We start from the raw sequence: 17137 nt of genomic DNA on the forward strand, positions 1-17137 counted from the left end.
CAACCATCTGGGCGGATCACATTGCATCTATTTGAAAGTTTAAAAGCCGTAGCCCAAGAGTATTTGTCAGAGCCTCAACTTGAGACTCTGCGTGATGCTTATATCGTGGCTAAAAATGCTCACGAAGGCCAATTCCGCTCGAGTGGTGAACCTTATATCATTCACCCCGTTGCGGTTGCTCGGATCTTGGCTGAAATGCGCCTTGATGACGAAACTTTAATGGCGGCCCTGCTGCATGATGTAATCGAAGATACTGAGGTCTCGAAACAAGATCTCGCCGCCCAGTTTGGTGAAACCGTTGCAGAGTTAGTTGATGGGGTGTCAAAACTCGATAAACTAAAATTCCGTGACCGCAAAGAAGCCCAAGCCGAAAACTTCCGAAAAATGGTCTTAGCCATGGTGCAAGACATTCGGGTGATTTTAATTAAGCTGGCTGACCGTACTCACAATATGCGCACGTTAGGAGCTCTTCGCCCAGATAAACGTCGCCGCATTGCGCGTGAAACCTTAGAAATTTTCTCTCCCCTTGCCCACCGTTTAGGTATCCACAATATTAAAACTGAACTAGAAGAGTTAGGTTTTGAAGCGTTATACCCAAATCGTTATCGCGTACTCAAAGAAGTGGTGAAAGCAGCGCGTGGCAACCGTAAAGAAATGATCCAGCGTATTCACAGCGAAATTGAAGGCCGTCTTGACGATTTTGGCTTAGAGTTTCGAGTATTAGGTCGAGAAAAAAATCTCTATTCTATCTACAATAAAATGCGCACTAAAGAGCAGCGATTCCATACTATTATGGATATTTATGCCTTCCGCGTTATTGTCGATTCGGCCGATACTTGTTATCGAGTATTAGGCCAAGTACATAACTTGTACAAGCCTCGCCCAAGCCGCATGAAAGATTATATTGCGGTACCGAAAGCGAATGGATATCAATCCTTGCACACCTCAATGGTAGGCCCACACGGGGTCCCGGTTGAAGTGCAAATTCGCACCGAAGATATGGATCAAATGGCCGACAAAGGTGTGGCAGCGCACTGGTCTTATAAAGCCAATGGTGAAATATCGGGTACCACGGCGCAAATTAAAGCCCAACGTTGGATGCAAAGCCTGCTTGAGCTGCAACAAAGTGCCGGTAACTCATTTGAATTTATTGAAAACGTAAAATCGGATCTCTTCCCAGATGAGATTTTCGTGTTTACCCCGAAAGGTCGCATTGTTGAATTACCGGCTGGTGCTACCGCGGTCGATTTTGCTTACGCAGTGCATACCGATGTGGGTCATACTTGTGTCGGTGCGCGCGTTGATCGCAGCCCTTACCCACTCAGTAAAGATCTTAAAAATGGTCAAACCATTGAGATCATTAGTGCTCCTGGCGCTCGTCCCAATGCCGCGTGGCTTAACTATGTGGTGACTTCTCGTGCTCGTACTAAGATCCGTCAAGTACTGAAAACCATGCGCCGTGAAGAATCGATCGCCTTAGGTCGTCGCTTGCTTCATCACGCACTAGGTGAATTCTCGCTGGCCGATATTACCCCTGAAAATATCAATCACGTTCTATCTGATCTGCGTTTAGAGTCTGTCACCGATCTCTTGGCCGATATTGGTCTAGGCGAACTAATGAGCGTCGTGATCGCGCGTCGCTTATTAGGCAATGCCGATCAACTGACCGAAGTGAAAACCTTCGATAAAGACGGTAATCCAACCATTAATAATAAGTTGGCGATCCGTGGCGCAGAAGGCATTTTATTAACTTACGCCAAATGTTGTCACCCAATTCCTGGCGACGATATTATTGCGCACGTTTCTCCTGGTCGCGGCTTAGTGGTACACCGTGAAACCTGTCCAAACGTGCGTGGATATCAAAAAGAACCAGATCGCTACATGAGCGTGGAATGGTCGAAAGATTTTGAGCAAGAATTTATCTCTGAAATTAAAGTCGATATGCAAAATAGCCAGGGGGCATTAGCCGATCTTACCAATGTTATTTCTTCCACTGGCTCGAATATCCACGGTATTGCCACCGAAGAAAAAGATGGCCGCTTGTATACCGTGACCTTATTGCTGACCGCCAAAGACCGCGTGCATTTAGCCAGTATTATGAAGCGCATCCGCGTTATGCCACACACACTGAAAGTGCGTCGCGCTCGCAATTAATTCCGCTTTATTATCTTCGGTACTCCTCCTACCTAGTAGATTGAGTACCGATGGTGATCTTTCCAATCGTTGCCATTCCACTTAATATTTACTCAATTTTAATCCGCAAAAAAACGTTGCCCGATCCTTGGTCGCTAGAAAGTGTACTGTTCTCTCAATATTGAACAGATATTAAATGAGACTAGCTATTAACTATTAGTACTTTCAAAAATCTTATCGGCCGAAGCAGTCACAAACCCTTGATACAATTCCCCCTCTTCCATTTCGCCAATTGGGTAACGTTTAGAGAATTCATAAAATCCTGCCGGAATGGTAAGTCGACCATCGCTAAATTCGACCTCAACTAAATCGGCCATGGTCGAAGACTGCTCTAAGCCAACTTCGGGTGAGCCTTTGATCACCCCACCAGCACTGTTCATCACAAAGCTGTGCCACACTAAAAAATCATTCATCGGTTTAAGATCGGAAAATCCCGCCAAGTCATTCACACTAACAGTGAAATGATTGGCACCAAAACCATGCGCGGCCACCCAAGCGGCATATTCACTTTCTTTGGCTAACTGTTGATATTGCTCGATGGTCAGTCGCCAAGGTCGGCCTTGATATAAGAACTCTGCATTATCACTATATTGATTAGGCAAATCATGAATGAGTTCAGACACGATCTGATTGACTCTCTCGGAACATTGCTCAAGCAGTAACTCACTAATAAATACTTTAGGCAGGCTAGGATCGGGATGCTGATAATGATGGGCATACAGCTTTTTGTCGGTGAAATGATACTCACCTTGTTGCTGATAACCGAGCGCAATAAAGTGTTGTGCCAGTTTATCTAAACCCAATTTAGCCCCAGAAAACGTACGCAGAGCAATATGGTCATTAATCAGCGGTTTTTCTTTGGTGAGTAACTTTTTCGCTCTCAACAAACTTTTTACTTTGAGTGCAGAAGGACATAAACGCTCACTGTAATCTAACCAAAAGTGCTCAAATAACGTTTCTACCGCAGACATACAAACTCCTACCGCTCCGACAAGAACGAGTGGTGATAAAAGGTAATAATTAAGTGTAGTCTACTGTTGTGGTTTGCTTTGAGTTCTAGATCGATAAAGCAGAAAATAAAGCCGTTGCCCCGACATATCAAGACAAACGGCTTAATGATTTGTTATTAATCGCTTATTATAATAACTAAAGAGACGTTTTTAAGGCTTAACTAACGATGCAATAGCATTATCTAACTGCTGCAAGCCTTGTTCTATTTCTTGCTTAGAGATCACCAAAGATGGGGTAAAACGCACCACATTAGCGCCGGCAACTAATAACAATAAACCATGCTCACCGGCCGCGATCAGAATATCACGCGCTCGGCCTTGCCAATGTTGATTCAACTCAGCGCCAATTAATAAGCCTTTACCACGAATATCCGCAAACAGATCATATTTCTCATTCAGCTTGGCAAGACCTTGCTTAAGCCATTGCTCTCTTTGTTTTACGCCAGCAAGTATGTCAGCTTGTTGAGTAAAATTGACCACCGCTTCAGCCACGGCGCAGGCTAATGGATTGCCGCCATAAGTAGAACCATGCACACCCACTTTCATGTGTTGGGCTAATTTTGTGGTGGTCAGCATTGCGCCAATAGGGAAGCCTCCGCCTAACGATTTTGCGGTTGCTAGAATATCAGGTGTTACGCCGAGCCCTTGATAAGCATAGAAATCACCGGTGTTTGCGGCTGCGAAACTTAACGTTTGAGAAAGTTCGCTAAAATTTGATGACCTTGTTCGGTTTTGATCGATTCTGGGTGAAATTGCACCGCATCAATCGGCAAGGTTTTATGCTGATAACCCATGATTTCATCCATCTCTCCATTGTCGAGTGTGGTCCAAGCGGTCAGCTCAAAACACGCTGGTAAACTGTCGGTTTGTACCACCAGCGAATGATAACGAGTCACGGTTAAAGGATTATTCAGCCCTTTAAATACACTGGTTGCTGTGTGCATGATCGGAGAGGTTTTGCCATGCATGACTTGTCTGGCGCGTATCACTTTACCGCCAAACGCTTGTGCAATCGCTTGGTGACCAAGGCAGACACCTAAAATCGGTAACTTGCCAGCAAAGTGCTCGATTGCGGCTAATGAAATGCCCGCTTCATTCGGGGTGCATGGGCCGGGGGAAATCACTAAGTGAGAGGGCTTTAGTGTCTCAATGCCCGCAATATCAATCTCATCATTACGCACCACTTTGACCTCACAACCTAACTCACAAAAGTATTGGTAAAGGTTATAGGTAAATGAATCGTAATTATCGATGATCAGTAGCATGCAAATCTCGGCAGGTCAGTATTCAAAATTGAGACAAAAGAAAACCGCCAGATTTTAACGTCTGGCGGTCCAAATAGATAGTCGATTTAAGCGGATATTACCAAGATGCGCGATTCACAAACCCAACTGCTTGATACGCTTTCTTCAGCATAACCGAAGCTCGCTCTGATGCTTTCTCTGCTCCAACTTTCATCACATCATCTAGATAAGCACGATCGGCGCGGATACGATGATATTCTGCTTGAATAGGCTCAAGCATCGCCACTAATGCTTCACCGACATCTTTCTTAAATGGACCATACATTTCAACACCGGCATATTGCGCTTCAATTTGTGCGTAGGTTTTACCGGTTGCCGCTGAGTACAAACCCATCAAGTTTGAGATGCCCGCTTTGTTGGCCACATCATGGGCAATGCGTGGTGGCATTTCAGCATCGGTTTGCGCTTTGTTGATTTTCTTCAAAATGGATTTTGGATCTTCCAACAAAGTGATGACGTTTTTACGGTTATCATCCGACTTAGACATCTTCTTAGTCGCATCTTGCAGGCTCATCACGCGGGCATTCTCGGTTGGAATGTACGGCTCTGGAATTTGGAAGATTGGCGCTTCTGGGCTGTAAACATTGTTAAAGCGATTAGCAATATCACGCGCTAATTCAAGATGTTGTTTTTGATCGTTACCGACTGGTACTTGATGCGCACCATAAAGCAAAATATCCGCCGCCATCAACACTGGGTAGGCAAACAAACCGGCATTAACATCGTTGGCATAACGCTGAGATTTATCTTTAAACTGCGTCATGCGGTTCAATTCACCCATTTGGGTATAACAGTTTAGCAGCCAACCAAGTTGAGCATGTTCCGGTACGTGCGACTGGACAAATAACGTGCTCTTCTTAGGATCAACACCAACCGCAAGACAGATTGCTAACGCGTCTAACGTTGCTTCATGCAGCGCTTTCGGATCTTGACGAACCGTGATCGCATGCAGATCAACCACACAATATTGGCAGTCGTAATCATCTTGCATTTGTTGCCACTGACGTAGAGCACCCAAGTAGTTACCAATACTCAGTTCACCTGATGGTTGTACACCACTTAATACGATGGGTTTGCTCATGCTGCTTTTTCCTTACGTGTTATATCCCGCTTTGACGATAACGCTAAAAAGGGGCTATAGGATTAAAAGTGAGGGTATACCTTACTTGCGGTATATCTAACAAAAATGCCCAAATATTTTTATATTCGAGCATTTCAGTTTACTGATCCAAGCGAATTTGGCTAGCGCTTTATCCTTGGATTTGACATCGAAATCGAATTTATTTCGCCATTCCAACCACAGCAAGTAATTGATCGATGTTATCTGCCACAAAATCGGGGTTAGAATCTGAAATTGGCTCACCGTGATTGTAACCATAGGTTAACCCAAATGAATAGCATCCGGTATTTTTGGCGGCCAGAATATCGTTTTTCGAATCACCTACCATCAACATTTGGCTGGCATTAATATGATGTTTTTCGAGCAGAAAATTTAATGCCATCGGATCGGGCTTTCTTAATGGAAAGCTATCGCCGCCAATCACATCAACAAAAAAATCGGCAATGTCATGTTGAGTTAAGATCTCCGGCACAAACTTCGACGGTTTATTGGTGACGATCGCCATTTTAAAGCCAGCTTGATGCAGCGTGTCCAGCGTTTCAACTACGTTCGGGTAAAGGTGACTCAGTTGATGCCCACCTTGATGGTAGAAATCATCAAAGCGAATGCGAGCTTCTTTCCATAGTTCGGCATCAAGCGATTCGTCTACCGTCATGCTGCGGCTTAATGCGCGGCCAATCAATAAATCAGCGCCATTACCAACCCAATCTCGCACCTCTTCCTCTGTCACAGGATCAAATCCTAAACTTTGTACCGCTTGATCGGCAGCCACGGCCAAATCCGGTACGCTATCTAACAGTGTGCCATCTAAATCGAATGCGATTAATTGAATGTCTTGTAGTGCCATATCCCTGCCTATTATCGACTGCATAAATGTAAAAAAAAGAGGCTTGAGTCTACCCCAAGCCTCTTTCTATATCGACTCTTTAAAGCCTGTAATTAAGTCAATACAATGAGCATCTATCAATTTGAACATGCCGAAAAGACGCTGAACCCATCCCTGGACGCTTGAGAAAAGACCATCCATGGTCTTTTACACTTTTCTCTATGCTCAATATTGATAGATTATGCACTATCCCGAATTGATATTACTTAACGGGTATTAGTTAGCTTTAGCTAGTTCAGCGCGCATTTGATCAACCACTTCTTTATAGTCTGGTTGATTGAAAATGGCCGAACCGGCAACAAACATGTCTGCGCCCGCTTCAGCAATTTCACGAATATTATCCACTTTTACGCCGCCATCAATTTCAAGGCGAATATCAAAACCGCTGGCATCAATACGTTGGCGCACTTCACGCAGTTTATCTAATGTCGCAGGAATGAAAGATTGACCACCAAAGCCTGGGTTAACCGACATCAATAAAATCATATCAATTTTATCCATAATGTAATCTAGGTGATGAAGTGGTGTCGCAGGGTTAAATACCACGCCCGCTTGGCAGCCGTTTTCTTTAATCAGTTGCAGCGTGCGATCAAGATGCTCCGTTGCTTCAACATGGAAAGTGATCATGGTTGCGCCCGCCTTGGCAAACTCTGGCACAATGGCATCCACCGGCTTCACCATCAAATGCACATCAATTGGCGCAGTAATACCGTAATCACGCAATGCTTTACAAATCGGCGCGCCAAAGGTCAGGTTTGGAACGTAATGGTTATCCATCACATCGAAATGCACCACATCGGCACCGGCGGCAAGTACTCTTTCAACATCTTCACCTAAACGAGCGAAGTCAGCAGATAAAATGGATGGTGCGATCAAAAAGTCTTTCATGGTCAGTTCCGTTTTAGATTCTAGTTGAGGGCGAACATTGCGCCGCAATTCTACCCAAGCAAACGTTTATACTCAAATAACTTCGCTAAAAATCAGAGATTGAAATGAAAGCATCTTCTTAAGGCGATAAATCAATGGCGTCAGGTTTATTTCTTTACTTACTCCACTTCCCATCCTTTTGCGCATTCAATTGCACGCTTCCAACCATTATGGCGACGTTGTCGTTTACCGTCATCTGCGCAGGGTTGAAATGATCGATCCAGTATCGATTTGTGTTTAAGCTCATCAATACTGCGCCAAAAATCAACCGCAAGACCGGCCAAATAGGCGGCGCCTAACGCGGTTACTTCGGTCACCACAGGGCGTTGTACTTCGGTATTAAGAACATCGGCTTGAAACTGCATTAAGAAGTTATTTTCCACTGCGCCACCATCAACCTTCAAGAAATCAAGCTTGATTCCCGAGTCGGCTTGCATCGCTGAAATCACATCTAATGATTGATAAGCGATACTTTCCAATGTGGCGCGAACAATGTGATTACGGTTAACCCCGCGAGTTAAACCGACAATCGCACCACGGGCATAAGGGTCCCAGTGTGGCGCGCCTAAGCCAGTAAAAGCTGGCACCACATAAGCCCCATTCGAGCTATCGACTTTGGTGGCGAAATATTCGCTATCACTGGCATCATTAATTAATCCCATTTCATCACGCAGCCATTGGATCGCGGCGCCGCCCATAAAGACTGCGCCTTCTAATGCATAACTCACTTCACCTTTGGGGCCACAAGCAAGGGTGGTTAATAAACCATTTTGAGACGTGACCTTTTTATCTCCGGTGTTCATTAACAAGAAGCACCCGGTTCCATAGGTATTTTTCGCTTGTCCGGCGTTAACACACATTTGACCAAATAATGCCGCTTGCTGATCGCCAGCAATACCCGCAATAGGAATACGAGTTCCTCCTTTACCGCCAATATTGACATCAGCATACACCTCAGACGATGACTTCACTTCTGGCATCATAGAAAGCGGGATACCCATAGCGCCGAGCAACTTGTCATCCCATTCAAGGGTATTAATATTAAACAACATGGTACGGCTGGCATTGGTCGGATCGGTAACATGAGTACGGCCTTGGGTCATATTCCAGATCAGCCATGAATCCACCGTACCAAATGCAAGTTCACCGTTTTCAGCTTGCTCGCGCGCACCTTCTACATTATCTAAAATCCATTTAACTTTAGTACCAGAGAAGTACGGATCGACCACAAGACCGGTATTTTCAAGGATATAGCTTTCAAGCCCTGCTGCCTTTAGATCTTCACAAATACTGGCGGTACGGCGACATTGCCACACGATGGCGTTATAAATCGGTTTACCGGTTTGACGGTTCCATACGATAGTGGTTTCACGCTGATTGGTGATCCCAATGGCTGCGATTTCGTCCGAATGTAAACCGCCCTTTGCCAAGGCTTCAATTAATGTGGAGCTTTGACTGGCCCAGATTTCCACAGGATCATGCTCCACCCAACCCGCTTGAGGGTAAATCTGGCTGAATTCACGCTGCGCGCTACACACAATATTGGCATCACGATCGAGAACCACCGCGCGAGAACTGGTAGTGCCTTGGTCTAAAGCAACGATATATTTTTTTTCCATCTCTCGAACCTTACTAATTTCACATCATTAAGATGATTTTAACGCTAAAATCAGAGAAATACGCAATAAAAAACCAAAGGGAATATATGGATACATTGGATGTGATCATTGTAGGCGGTGGGATCAACGGTGCGGGTATTGCCGCTGACGCTTCTGGTCGAAATCTTAAAGTCGGTTTGTACGAATCAAGCGACTTTGCCTCTGCCACTTCTTCTGCCAGCTCAAAACTTATCCATGGCGGTTTGCGCTATCTTGAGCATTACGAGTTTCGTTTGGTATCGGAATCTCTTGCCGAGCGAGAAATATTACTCAAAAAAGCCCCTCATATTGCTAAGCCAATGCGCTTTCGTTTGCCTCATCGCCCTTTTTTACGCCCTGCTTGGATGATCCGTGCTGGTTTGTTTCTTTATGATAATTTAGGTAAACGATCACTCTTATCTAAGCATAATAGACGATTAAAAGGCAGTCACAGCGTCGATTTCCGCCCGACTCATGTGTTGAAAGATGAGATAACAAAAGGCTTTGAATATTCTGATTGCTGGGTCGATGATGCCCGTTTAGTGCTATTCAATATTTTACAGGCCCAACAGCAAGGCGCTGAAGTTAAAAACTATTGTCACGTTGAAAAGGCACAACGTCTGGGTGATATTTGGCAAGTCATTTTATTTGATAAACGTACCAATACTCGTTTTGAACGTCGCGCTCATGCTTTGGTCAATGCCGCCGGCCCTTGGGTACGCAGCTTTATTACCGATAACATCGACGCAGTATCTCCTTACGGTATTCGCTTAATTAAAGGCTCACATATTATCGTGCCGAAAATTCATCATGAAGAACAAGCCTACCTATTGCAAAATGATGATCAGCGAATCGTCTTCGTCATTCCTTATCTCGATGATTATTCTTTAATTGGCACTACTGATGTTGAGTACCAAGGCGACCCACGCAAGGTCACAATTGATCAGCAAGAAGTGGATTATTTAATTGATGTGGTCAATAAGCATTTCATTCATCAAATTAAAGCGGATGACATTGTCTCAACTTACAGCGGTGTACGACCTTTGTGTGACGATGAGTCTGATTCGCCCCAAGCCATTACTCGTGATTATACTCTTTCACTGCAGCAACAAGCTTCATTACAACAAGGGTCATCAGAACAAAAAGGCGAGCAAGCACCATTACTGTCTATTTTTGGTGGCAAGTTAACGACTTACCGAAAGTTAGCCGAATCAGCCATGGATCAGTTGGCACCATTCTTTCCACAAATGGGCGACAGTTGGACCGCAGAGTCCATCTTACCTGGCGGCGAGCAATATGATGAAAATCAATTAACTCGCCAGTTGCGTCAACAATGCCCTTGGCTCGACAATAAAACCCTTCATCGTTATTGTCATCAATATGGAACCCAAGCGAAAAAAATGCTGACGGATATACAACAAGAGACCGAAATGGGACACCACTTTGGCCAAGGCGTGTATCAAACCGAGTTAGATTATCTACTGCAGCATGAATTTGCTTTAACTGCGCAAGATGTTTTATGGCGTCGAACCAAGCTGGGCATTATTTTATCCGCAGAAGTGCAAGCCAAAATAACCTCCTATATCGAGAGCTAGCATCAAAAGTCTGAGGGGAAATCCAACATTTTCGAACTTGGATTTCCTCGCTACCTTTCGAGAAACCCTTCCACCGTTTCGCAAAACAATTCAGGCTCGCTCATAAACGGCGCGTGAGATGACGAGTGAAAAATACAGCACTCACTGCTGGGTGCCAGTTCGGATACCAATGTCGCCACTTTATTCGGTACTAAGCCATCCAAACGACCATATAAACGCAAAAAAGGCATACTGATATCGGACAATCCTGGGCGAAGGTCTACCTCAGATAAAATATCTAATCCGATTCGTAATGCCTCGGGATCGGGCATTGGACGAGAGAATACTTGTTTCTTAATCGCTTTAACATCATGGCGCGCCGAAGGACTGCCAAGGGCTTGCAGCAACATAAAACCTTCAATCGTCAGCTTAAAATTACTGGTTAATTGTGAGGTAAAGTCGGTTAGCACTTTAGGTAAAATGCCACGCCAGCCTTTTTCGGCAGCAAACTTAGGCGAACTTGCCACCGTAATGAGCTTGCTAACCCGATCGGGGTGGTTAAGCGCAATATTCGTCGCCACTAAACCGCCCAAAGACCAGCCTAAATACACCGCTTTTTGTGGCGCTTGAGCTAACACTTGCTGGCACATATCATCAAGGTCTTGCGCCGATTGAGCGTGACTTAAACCATAGCCAGGCAAATCAACACTGTGCACGCGAAACTTGACCGATAGCGCATCAATGGTCGGCTGCCAGACTGCGCCATTCATGCCCCAGCCGTGGATCAAGACAATATCCAATCCCTCACCTTGGCTTTGCCAGTGTAATTTACTCATCCTTGCTCCTACTAAATTCATACATTGATGCGTGACAATTATGGCACCATTATACCTTTATTCGAACAAGCAAAATACTCTATCTTATGGATCTTAACCGCTCACTTTCTCGCTTTATCACCCGATGTCTGCCAAGGCAGTGTCAGTTATGCCACCTCACCATTGATGATAACAGTGATTTAAAATCGGATGATGTAGAGCTTAATAAGCAAAAGGATCATAGTAGGCCAAATACTGATTTACCGTTATGGTGCGCCACTTGTTGTGAGCAATTTTTTAGTCATGAGCCTCGTTGTCAACGCTGTGGGTTAGAGACACTGAAACCGACTAAACTGTGCGGTCAATGCCTAGTGGATCCTCCCGCCTGGGATCGCTTATATTGTGTCAATAACTATCAATTCCCACTCAGCAAAAGTGTACAAGATTTTAAATATCACGGTCAGTTTTGGTTGGCTTACGATTTAGCGACTCTGTTAAAAGCGCAAATCCCCCAGCCCGCGCCAGAATGCATTGCGGTGCCTTTACATTGGCGACGATTATTATCACGAGGTTTCAATCAAAGCCGATCATTGGCGTTTCAATTAGTGAGTCAATGGCAGCAGCAAGGGGAAAATGTCAGCCTTAATAATCAGGTTTTTCGCCGTCGCTATGCCACCATTCAACAAAAAGGGCTGAATAAGAAACAACGGCGTAAAAATTTACGCGGCGCTTTTGTATTGCGTCAAATTCCTAAGTATAAGCATGTTGCCATTATTGATGATGTGGTCACCACCGGCAGTACTCTGACGCCTTTATGCCAAGCATTGCGCAAGGCGGGAGTGGAAAGAATTGATATCTATTGCTTATGTCGCACACCGGAACCTAAGTAAGTTACCAATTAAATCGCATTGAAAATCAATCAAAAATAGCCATTTATCGTAATCATTTGCTTTATCAAATTGGCATGAAAAGAGAATTGAAATCAAATTTCTATTAAATAGTGGTAAAAGAGGCTGGATCATAATAATCAGAAGAGTAAAATAACCGCAAAATCCCACTAAAATAGTCAGGTATTAGCCGTGTCAGATACAAATACTATTACAATTACAGAGAATGCCGAAGCACACTTTGGTAAATTACTTGAGCAGCAACCAAATGAAACGCATATTCGTGTCTTCGTGGTCAACCCAGGAACACCGAATGCAGAATGTGGCGTGTCTTATTGCCCACCAGAAGCCGTTGAAGCGTCTGATTTAGTACTGAATTTCAGTGGTTTTAATGCTTATATTGATGAGATCAGCCTGCCTTTCCTAGAAGATGCAGAGATTGATTTCGTTACCGATAAAATGGGTTCTCAATTAACGCTAAAAGCGCCAAACGCTAAAATGCGTAAATTGGACGACGACGCACCGTTAATGGCGCGCGTTGACTATGCGATTCAAACCCAAGTAAACCCACAACTTGCCAGCCACGGCGGCCATATTAGCTTGATCAGCATCTCTGATTCAGGTGTGGCTTTAGTGCAATTTGGCGGCGGTTGTAATGGTTGTTCTATGGTCGATGTCACGCTAAAAGATGGTGTTGAAAAACAACTTATCGAACAGTTCCCTGGTGAGCTTACTGCGGTACGAGATTCAACTGAACACGAAGCTGGTGATCACTCTTACATGTAAGCATGGAGAGATGCTAACCTCGAATAACGAGAAAAGCAGATTGTCATCAAATGAAGCCGAGCCTAACCGCTCGGTTTTTTATGCTCTTCACCTTATATAATACTAATTCCATTTAATATTTGATCAATTTGAATACGCCGAAAAGACGCTGATCCATCCTTGGTCGCTTGAGAAAAGGCCATCCATCGCCTTTGACACTTTTCTCTGTATTCAATTTTGAACCATCATTAAATTTATGGAATTGGTATAACTAAAGCAATAAGTCTCTTTTGGCTGCGGGATTTATTTGAATCTGGATTTAATCGCGAGTTCATCATACAGCCTTCTGAGACCAAGCAAAATTTAGGCAGATTCCGGTCCCAAATACACTGGAGATCATTCAAATTATATTTCCCCTCAGGCACGGGTCGCCCATAAACAAAACGTCTACTACAAATAAAAAACGTAAACTTGCGTAAAAATCACACATTCTTCACATAAAATCGTTCATAATTCCCCTCACAAAAATAGGGAGATTACTTAATGCGTTATTCTAAACCTCAAATCGCACTGCACTGGCTTATATTGTTATTGATCGCTGTAACTTATGCGGCGATTGAACTCAAAGGCTTTATTCCAAAACCAAATCCTTGGCATAATTACGTCAAAATCATTCACTTTAATGCTGGCATATTGGTGTTGGTATTGATGTTGCTGCGGGTGTATCTAAAAAAGAAATACACCTCTCCGGCCATTTCACCAAAACCACCAGCGTGGCAGACGGGTCTATCACATCTGGCACATAGTTTGCTGTATCTTGGGTTTATTGCCTTGCCAATTTTAGGCATCAGTTTGCTGTTTGTAGCAGGAAAATCTTGGCCGTTATTGGGAATCTCGATGCCAGCCGCCTCCATTGCCGATAAAGCAACTGCAGGCACGATTAAAGATTTTCATGAGTGGATTGCCAATGCGGGTTACTTCGTGATTGGTATTCATGCTATTGCGGCTTTGTATCATCATTATGTGGTAAAAGATGACACCTTAGTGCGGATGATGCCGAAGAAATAATACCAATTCCATTTAATATTTGATCAATTTGAATACGCCGAAAAGACACTGATCCGTCCTTGGTCGCTTGAGAAAAGTGAAAGCCCACATCAAAATGAGGTGGGCTTTTTTATTTCACAACAACTTTCACAACAATAAAGATGATAGCAGTTAGATTTTCAATATGGTGTGCCAATCGATGCTTTGATCGCCTAACACGATAAAGTTTGGATTCTCGAGGGTTGCTCGCAAGTTATAAGATAACGGTTCAAGTTTAGTCGATAAAATACGCCCACCCGCCTCTTCAACAATGCATTGTGTGGCGGCAGTATCCCATTCGCCAGTTGGCCCTAAACGAACATAACAATCCACTGCACCTTCTGCGACTAAACACGCTTTTAACGCCGCAGACCCTAACGAGACCAAGTCATAGTTACGCGCTGGTGATAGTTGGTTGGTCAGGTTTTTGATATTTTGACGGCGACTAATCGCAATCGAAATCGACTGTTCCGCACTTTGATGTTTATGCGTTGTAAGTGCAATCTGCTCATCCGCAGCTGGGATCTTCCATGCCCCTTGCCCATGATAAGCAAAATAAGTGACGCCAGAAACCGGCGCGTACACCACTCCCATGATCGGACGATTATTCTCGATTAATGCAATAACAGTAGCAAAGTCGCCACTGCGAGCAATAAATTCTTGGGTGCCATCCAGTGGGTCCACCAGCCAATACCGATCCCATTGGGCGCGTTCGGCTAAAGGAATATCCGCCGCTTCTTCTGATAACACTGGTATATCGGGCGTGAGCAGAGGTAGCTTTTGGGTAATAATGTCATGCGCCGCAAGATCGGCCGTAGTTACAGGGGTGTCGTCTTGTTTGGTGAATTCTTGGTAATCTTTGCTGTGATAAATATCTAAAATACGCAGCCCTGCTTCACGGGCAATGCTCATCACCTCTGGCAATAAGTGTGATAAATCTTGAGGTGAAGATGCGGTCATATTATGCCTCCTTGGCCAACACTCGCACCGCCAGCATTAAAGCGGTGATGCTTCTGGCTTCACAAAAATCCAAATGGGTCAGTAACTCTTCTGCTTGTTGCAATGGCCAACGAACCACTTCTAGCTCTTCAGGTTCATCCCCAACTAAGCGCTCAGGGTAAAGGTCTTGCGCTAGAAATAACGTCATAGTGCTAGAGAAATACGATGGTGCTAAAACGATTTGCTTCAATGGCGTCCAAACATGTGCGCCCATGCCGATCTCTTCTTTTAATTCACGATCGCCTGCTTGCTGGGGGTTTTCACCTGGATCAATTAAGCCTTTAGGAAAACCTAACTCATATCGCTCAGTGCCTGCGCAGTATTCGCGGATCAACAATAAGTCGCCTTGAGCGGTCACCGGCACCACCATTACGCCACCACGATTGCTCGGTTTCATACGCTCATAGGTACGTTCTTCACCATTAGAAAAGCGCAAATCCATCGCTTCAACGGTAAATAGCCGAGACTGAGCCACCACAGATGTGGCTAAAATTTCAGGGGCTTTATGTTTTGCCATCTCAGTATTCTCCTTTACTCTTCATACTTGAAATTGCAGCTTGGTTGGCTACGTTCCCAATCATTTAGGTAAGCTAAAATCATCGGCTTCAATTACTTTGAGTACTGTTCATATAATTACTATAATTTGCCCGAAAAGGTGAACGGATACTGCCCTTCGCCGTTTGGCTTACCTAACCAGCGTAACTGCTTGCCCATTGATTCAGGAAATTTTGCGCCCGGTTTAAACCAAGCGGTCAGTTTATATTGCGATTTTTTATTGAGATTGATACTAAACTGACTGCTGACTTGTTCACTATTTTGTTTGCCCTTGGCATCAACCACTTGTTGTTTGCAACTTAAATTGGCAATGACTGGGCCTGGAATAATTGAGCCAATGGGTGAGTCAATTTGCCCTTGCGTCCATACTAAATTACCATCGCCAGACTCACACCAAGGCTGTGCATAGTTAAAGTGACGCAGCGATAATTCCAAGCGGCCAGACAGATCAACCGGCACTTGCAGCTTTAACTGTTGCACCAGCTTATCAATTGGTACTGAGGCGACAAAATTATTGGCATAAGCGCCAGAAAAACCGACGCCAACATCGCCTTTACCGGCCAGTTTTAATTCACTGTTTTGACCAAATCGAACTTTGAATTGTGCTTTTGCCATCAACAGGTGGCTTGGCTCAAAATCCCAATAGAGCGAACCAAATTGCTGGCGTTCCACTTCCAGTTGTTGCACCGAGCCTTGCCAAATGGTACCACTGACACCTTGCAACTTAACGTTCCTGGGAATAACGTTGGCGGGAATAGCTAGTTGGTTATACACCCAACTAGCCGGAATATGAGCAATCACACTCCAAATAAAGACCACCAAGAAAACGATGAAATACCACTTCTTATGTTTCATGCTTATCCCCGGGTAAATTGCAGTCGATTCACTTCTACCATGCCAGACTTATCGCCACGATTGACGTCTAAAAACTGAACTTGCAAACCATAATTATCTCGCAGCTCGGCAACCCAGTTAATCAATTGATTAAACGCTAAAGGTTGGATCCACACTTGCAACATCTCATCACGCGGCTGCATTCTGATCAACTCGATATTAAAGCGCGGTGCGGTGGTGGCGATCACTTGATTGATCGGTAAGCTGCGTTGGCTGCTTTGACCACCGCCTTTGGTGGCCCGTAATTCGACGATACTATTGGCTGAGTTGGTCACCCAAGACAGTAGTTGCTTCTCGCCATTTAAACGCAATTGAGCTTCTTCTGCTCGTTGCGATAACGGCTGGAATATTCCCCAATACAAAAAGCCTAATATTAACAACCCACTGCACGCCAACACCAAACGGCGTTCACGCAAAGAAATACCATTCCACCAAGCGGAAAGCGGCGCAATATAAGCGGTTATTTTTTCATTCATGCTCATTGC

At 44.4% G+C, this 17137-nt stretch carries 17 protein-coding genes and 1 pseudogene; 6 read left to right on the forward strand and 12 right to left on the reverse strand.

Annotation, left to right across the window (positions count from 1 at the left end; all coding sequences use genetic code 11):
• Window positions 1-21 precede the first annotated feature (21 nt).
• On the forward strand, window positions 22-2154 hold the full coding sequence (gene spoT, locus GFB47_RS10735) for a bifunctional GTP diphosphokinase/guanosine-3',5'-bis pyrophosphate 3'-pyrophosphohydrolase (RefSeq protein ID WP_153447957.1): 2133 nt from the start codon (window positions 22-24) through the stop codon (window positions 2152-2154).
• Between the two features lie 188 nt (window positions 2155-2342).
• On the opposite strand, the gene GFB47_RS10740 is transcribed toward spoT, so the two are convergent.
• From GFB47_RS10740 to glpK, 7 genes and pseudogenes are all read right to left on the reverse strand, one after another.
• Window positions 2343-3164, reverse strand: a complete 822-nt coding sequence (locus GFB47_RS10740) for a DUF1338 domain-containing protein (protein WP_153447958.1) — start codon at window positions 3162-3164, stop codon at window positions 2343-2345.
• A 189-nt stretch (window positions 3165-3353) separates the two neighbouring features.
• Window positions 3354-3872: pseudogene (locus GFB47_RS10745) on the reverse strand (aminotransferase class III-fold pyridoxal phosphate-dependent enzyme); the annotation flags it as partial.
• A gap of 17 nt (window positions 3873-3889) precedes the next feature.
• Entirely contained in the window at window positions 3890-4468 is a 579-nt protein-coding gene (locus GFB47_RS10750; RefSeq protein ID WP_153447959.1) for an aminodeoxychorismate/anthranilate synthase component II, read from the reverse strand.
• Between the two features lie 97 nt (window positions 4469-4565).
• Window positions 4566-5588 (reverse strand): tryptophan--tRNA ligase, encoded by a 1023-nt coding sequence (gene trpS / locus GFB47_RS10755; RefSeq protein ID WP_153447960.1) that lies wholly within the window; start codon window positions 5586-5588, stop codon window positions 4566-4568.
• A 199-nt stretch (window positions 5589-5787) separates the two neighbouring features.
• A complete protein-coding gene (locus tag GFB47_RS10760; RefSeq protein WP_153447961.1) occupies window positions 5788-6474 on the reverse strand; it encodes a phosphoglycolate phosphatase in 687 nt (228 codons plus the stop codon).
• 255 nt (window positions 6475-6729) lie between these two features.
• The gene (gene rpe / locus GFB47_RS10765) at window positions 6730-7401 is read right to left on the reverse strand and encodes a ribulose-phosphate 3-epimerase (protein WP_153447962.1); all 672 of its coding nucleotides are present in this window, start codon (window positions 7399-7401) and stop codon (window positions 6730-6732) included.
• 158 nt (window positions 7402-7559) lie between these two features.
• Entirely contained in the window at window positions 7560-9059 is a 1500-nt protein-coding gene (glpK, locus tag GFB47_RS10770; protein ID WP_153447963.1) for a glycerol kinase GlpK, read from the reverse strand.
• Between the two features lie 86 nt (window positions 9060-9145).
• Here glpK and glpD point away from each other — a divergent pair, with 86 nt between their 5' ends.
• Entirely contained in the window at window positions 9146-10672 is a 1527-nt protein-coding gene (gene glpD / locus GFB47_RS10775; RefSeq protein ID WP_153447964.1) for a glycerol-3-phosphate dehydrogenase, read from the forward strand.
• A gap of 50 nt (window positions 10673-10722) precedes the next feature.
• Here glpD and bioH read toward each other — a convergent pair whose 3' ends face one another.
• Complete coding sequence (gene bioH, locus GFB47_RS10780) at window positions 10723-11487, reverse strand: pimeloyl-ACP methyl ester esterase BioH (RefSeq protein ID WP_153447965.1); 765 nt, start codon at window positions 11485-11487, stop codon at window positions 10723-10725.
• A 27-nt stretch (window positions 11488-11514) separates the two neighbouring features.
• Between bioH and GFB47_RS16570 the strand changes: the two genes are divergently transcribed.
• From GFB47_RS16570 to cybB, 4 genes are all read left to right on the forward strand, one after another.
• Window positions 11515-11670, forward strand: coding sequence for a hypothetical protein (locus tag GFB47_RS16570; protein ID WP_225874270.1), 156 nt, complete (start codon window positions 11515-11517; stop codon window positions 11668-11670).
• Between the two features lie 167 nt (window positions 11671-11837).
• Window positions 11838-12356: a ComF family protein gene (locus GFB47_RS10785; protein WP_225874271.1), complete on the forward strand. Its 519-nt coding sequence runs from the start codon at window positions 11838-11840 to the stop codon at window positions 12354-12356.
• 189 nt (window positions 12357-12545) lie between these two features.
• On the forward strand, window positions 12546-13139 hold the full coding sequence (gene nfuA / locus GFB47_RS10790) for a Fe-S biogenesis protein NfuA (protein WP_153447967.1): 594 nt from the start codon (window positions 12546-12548) through the stop codon (window positions 13137-13139).
• Window positions 13140-13661: 522 nt separating this feature from the next.
• The gene (cybB, locus tag GFB47_RS10795; protein ID WP_153447968.1) at window positions 13662-14186 is read left to right on the forward strand and encodes a cytochrome b561; all 525 of its coding nucleotides are present in this window, start codon (window positions 13662-13664) and stop codon (window positions 14184-14186) included.
• A 150-nt stretch (window positions 14187-14336) separates the two neighbouring features.
• Here the strand turns inward: cybB and cysQ are convergent, their stop codons facing one another.
• The 4 genes from cysQ to GFB47_RS10815 all read right to left on the reverse strand — a co-directional run bounded on the left by cysQ (window position 14337) and on the right by GFB47_RS10815 (window position 17128).
• Window positions 14337-15164 carry a 3'(2'),5'-bisphosphate nucleotidase CysQ gene (cysQ, locus tag GFB47_RS10800; protein WP_153447969.1) on the reverse strand — a complete coding sequence of 276 codons (828 nt, stop codon included), beginning with the start codon at window positions 15162-15164 and terminating at the stop codon, window positions 14337-14339.
• Between the two features lies 1 nt (window position 15165).
• Window positions 15166-15720 carry an ADP compounds hydrolase NudE gene (gene nudE, locus GFB47_RS10805; protein WP_153447970.1) on the reverse strand — a complete coding sequence of 185 codons (555 nt, stop codon included), beginning with the start codon at window positions 15718-15720 and terminating at the stop codon, window positions 15166-15168.
• Window positions 15721-15839: 119 nt separating this feature from the next.
• Window positions 15840-16613 (reverse strand): type II secretion system protein N, encoded by a 774-nt coding sequence (locus tag GFB47_RS10810; protein ID WP_178306474.1) that lies wholly within the window; start codon window positions 16611-16613, stop codon window positions 15840-15842.
• Between the two features lie 2 nt (window positions 16614-16615).
• Window positions 16616-17128 carry a type II secretion system protein M gene (locus GFB47_RS10815; protein ID WP_153447971.1) on the reverse strand — a complete coding sequence of 171 codons (513 nt, stop codon included), beginning with the start codon at window positions 17126-17128 and terminating at the stop codon, window positions 16616-16618.
• Window positions 17129-17137 lie beyond the last annotated feature (9 nt).

The organism is Vibrio algicola (genome assembly GCF_009601765.2).
GTDB classification, from domain to species: domain Bacteria; phylum Pseudomonadota; class Gammaproteobacteria; order Enterobacterales; family Vibrionaceae; genus Vibrio; species Vibrio algicola.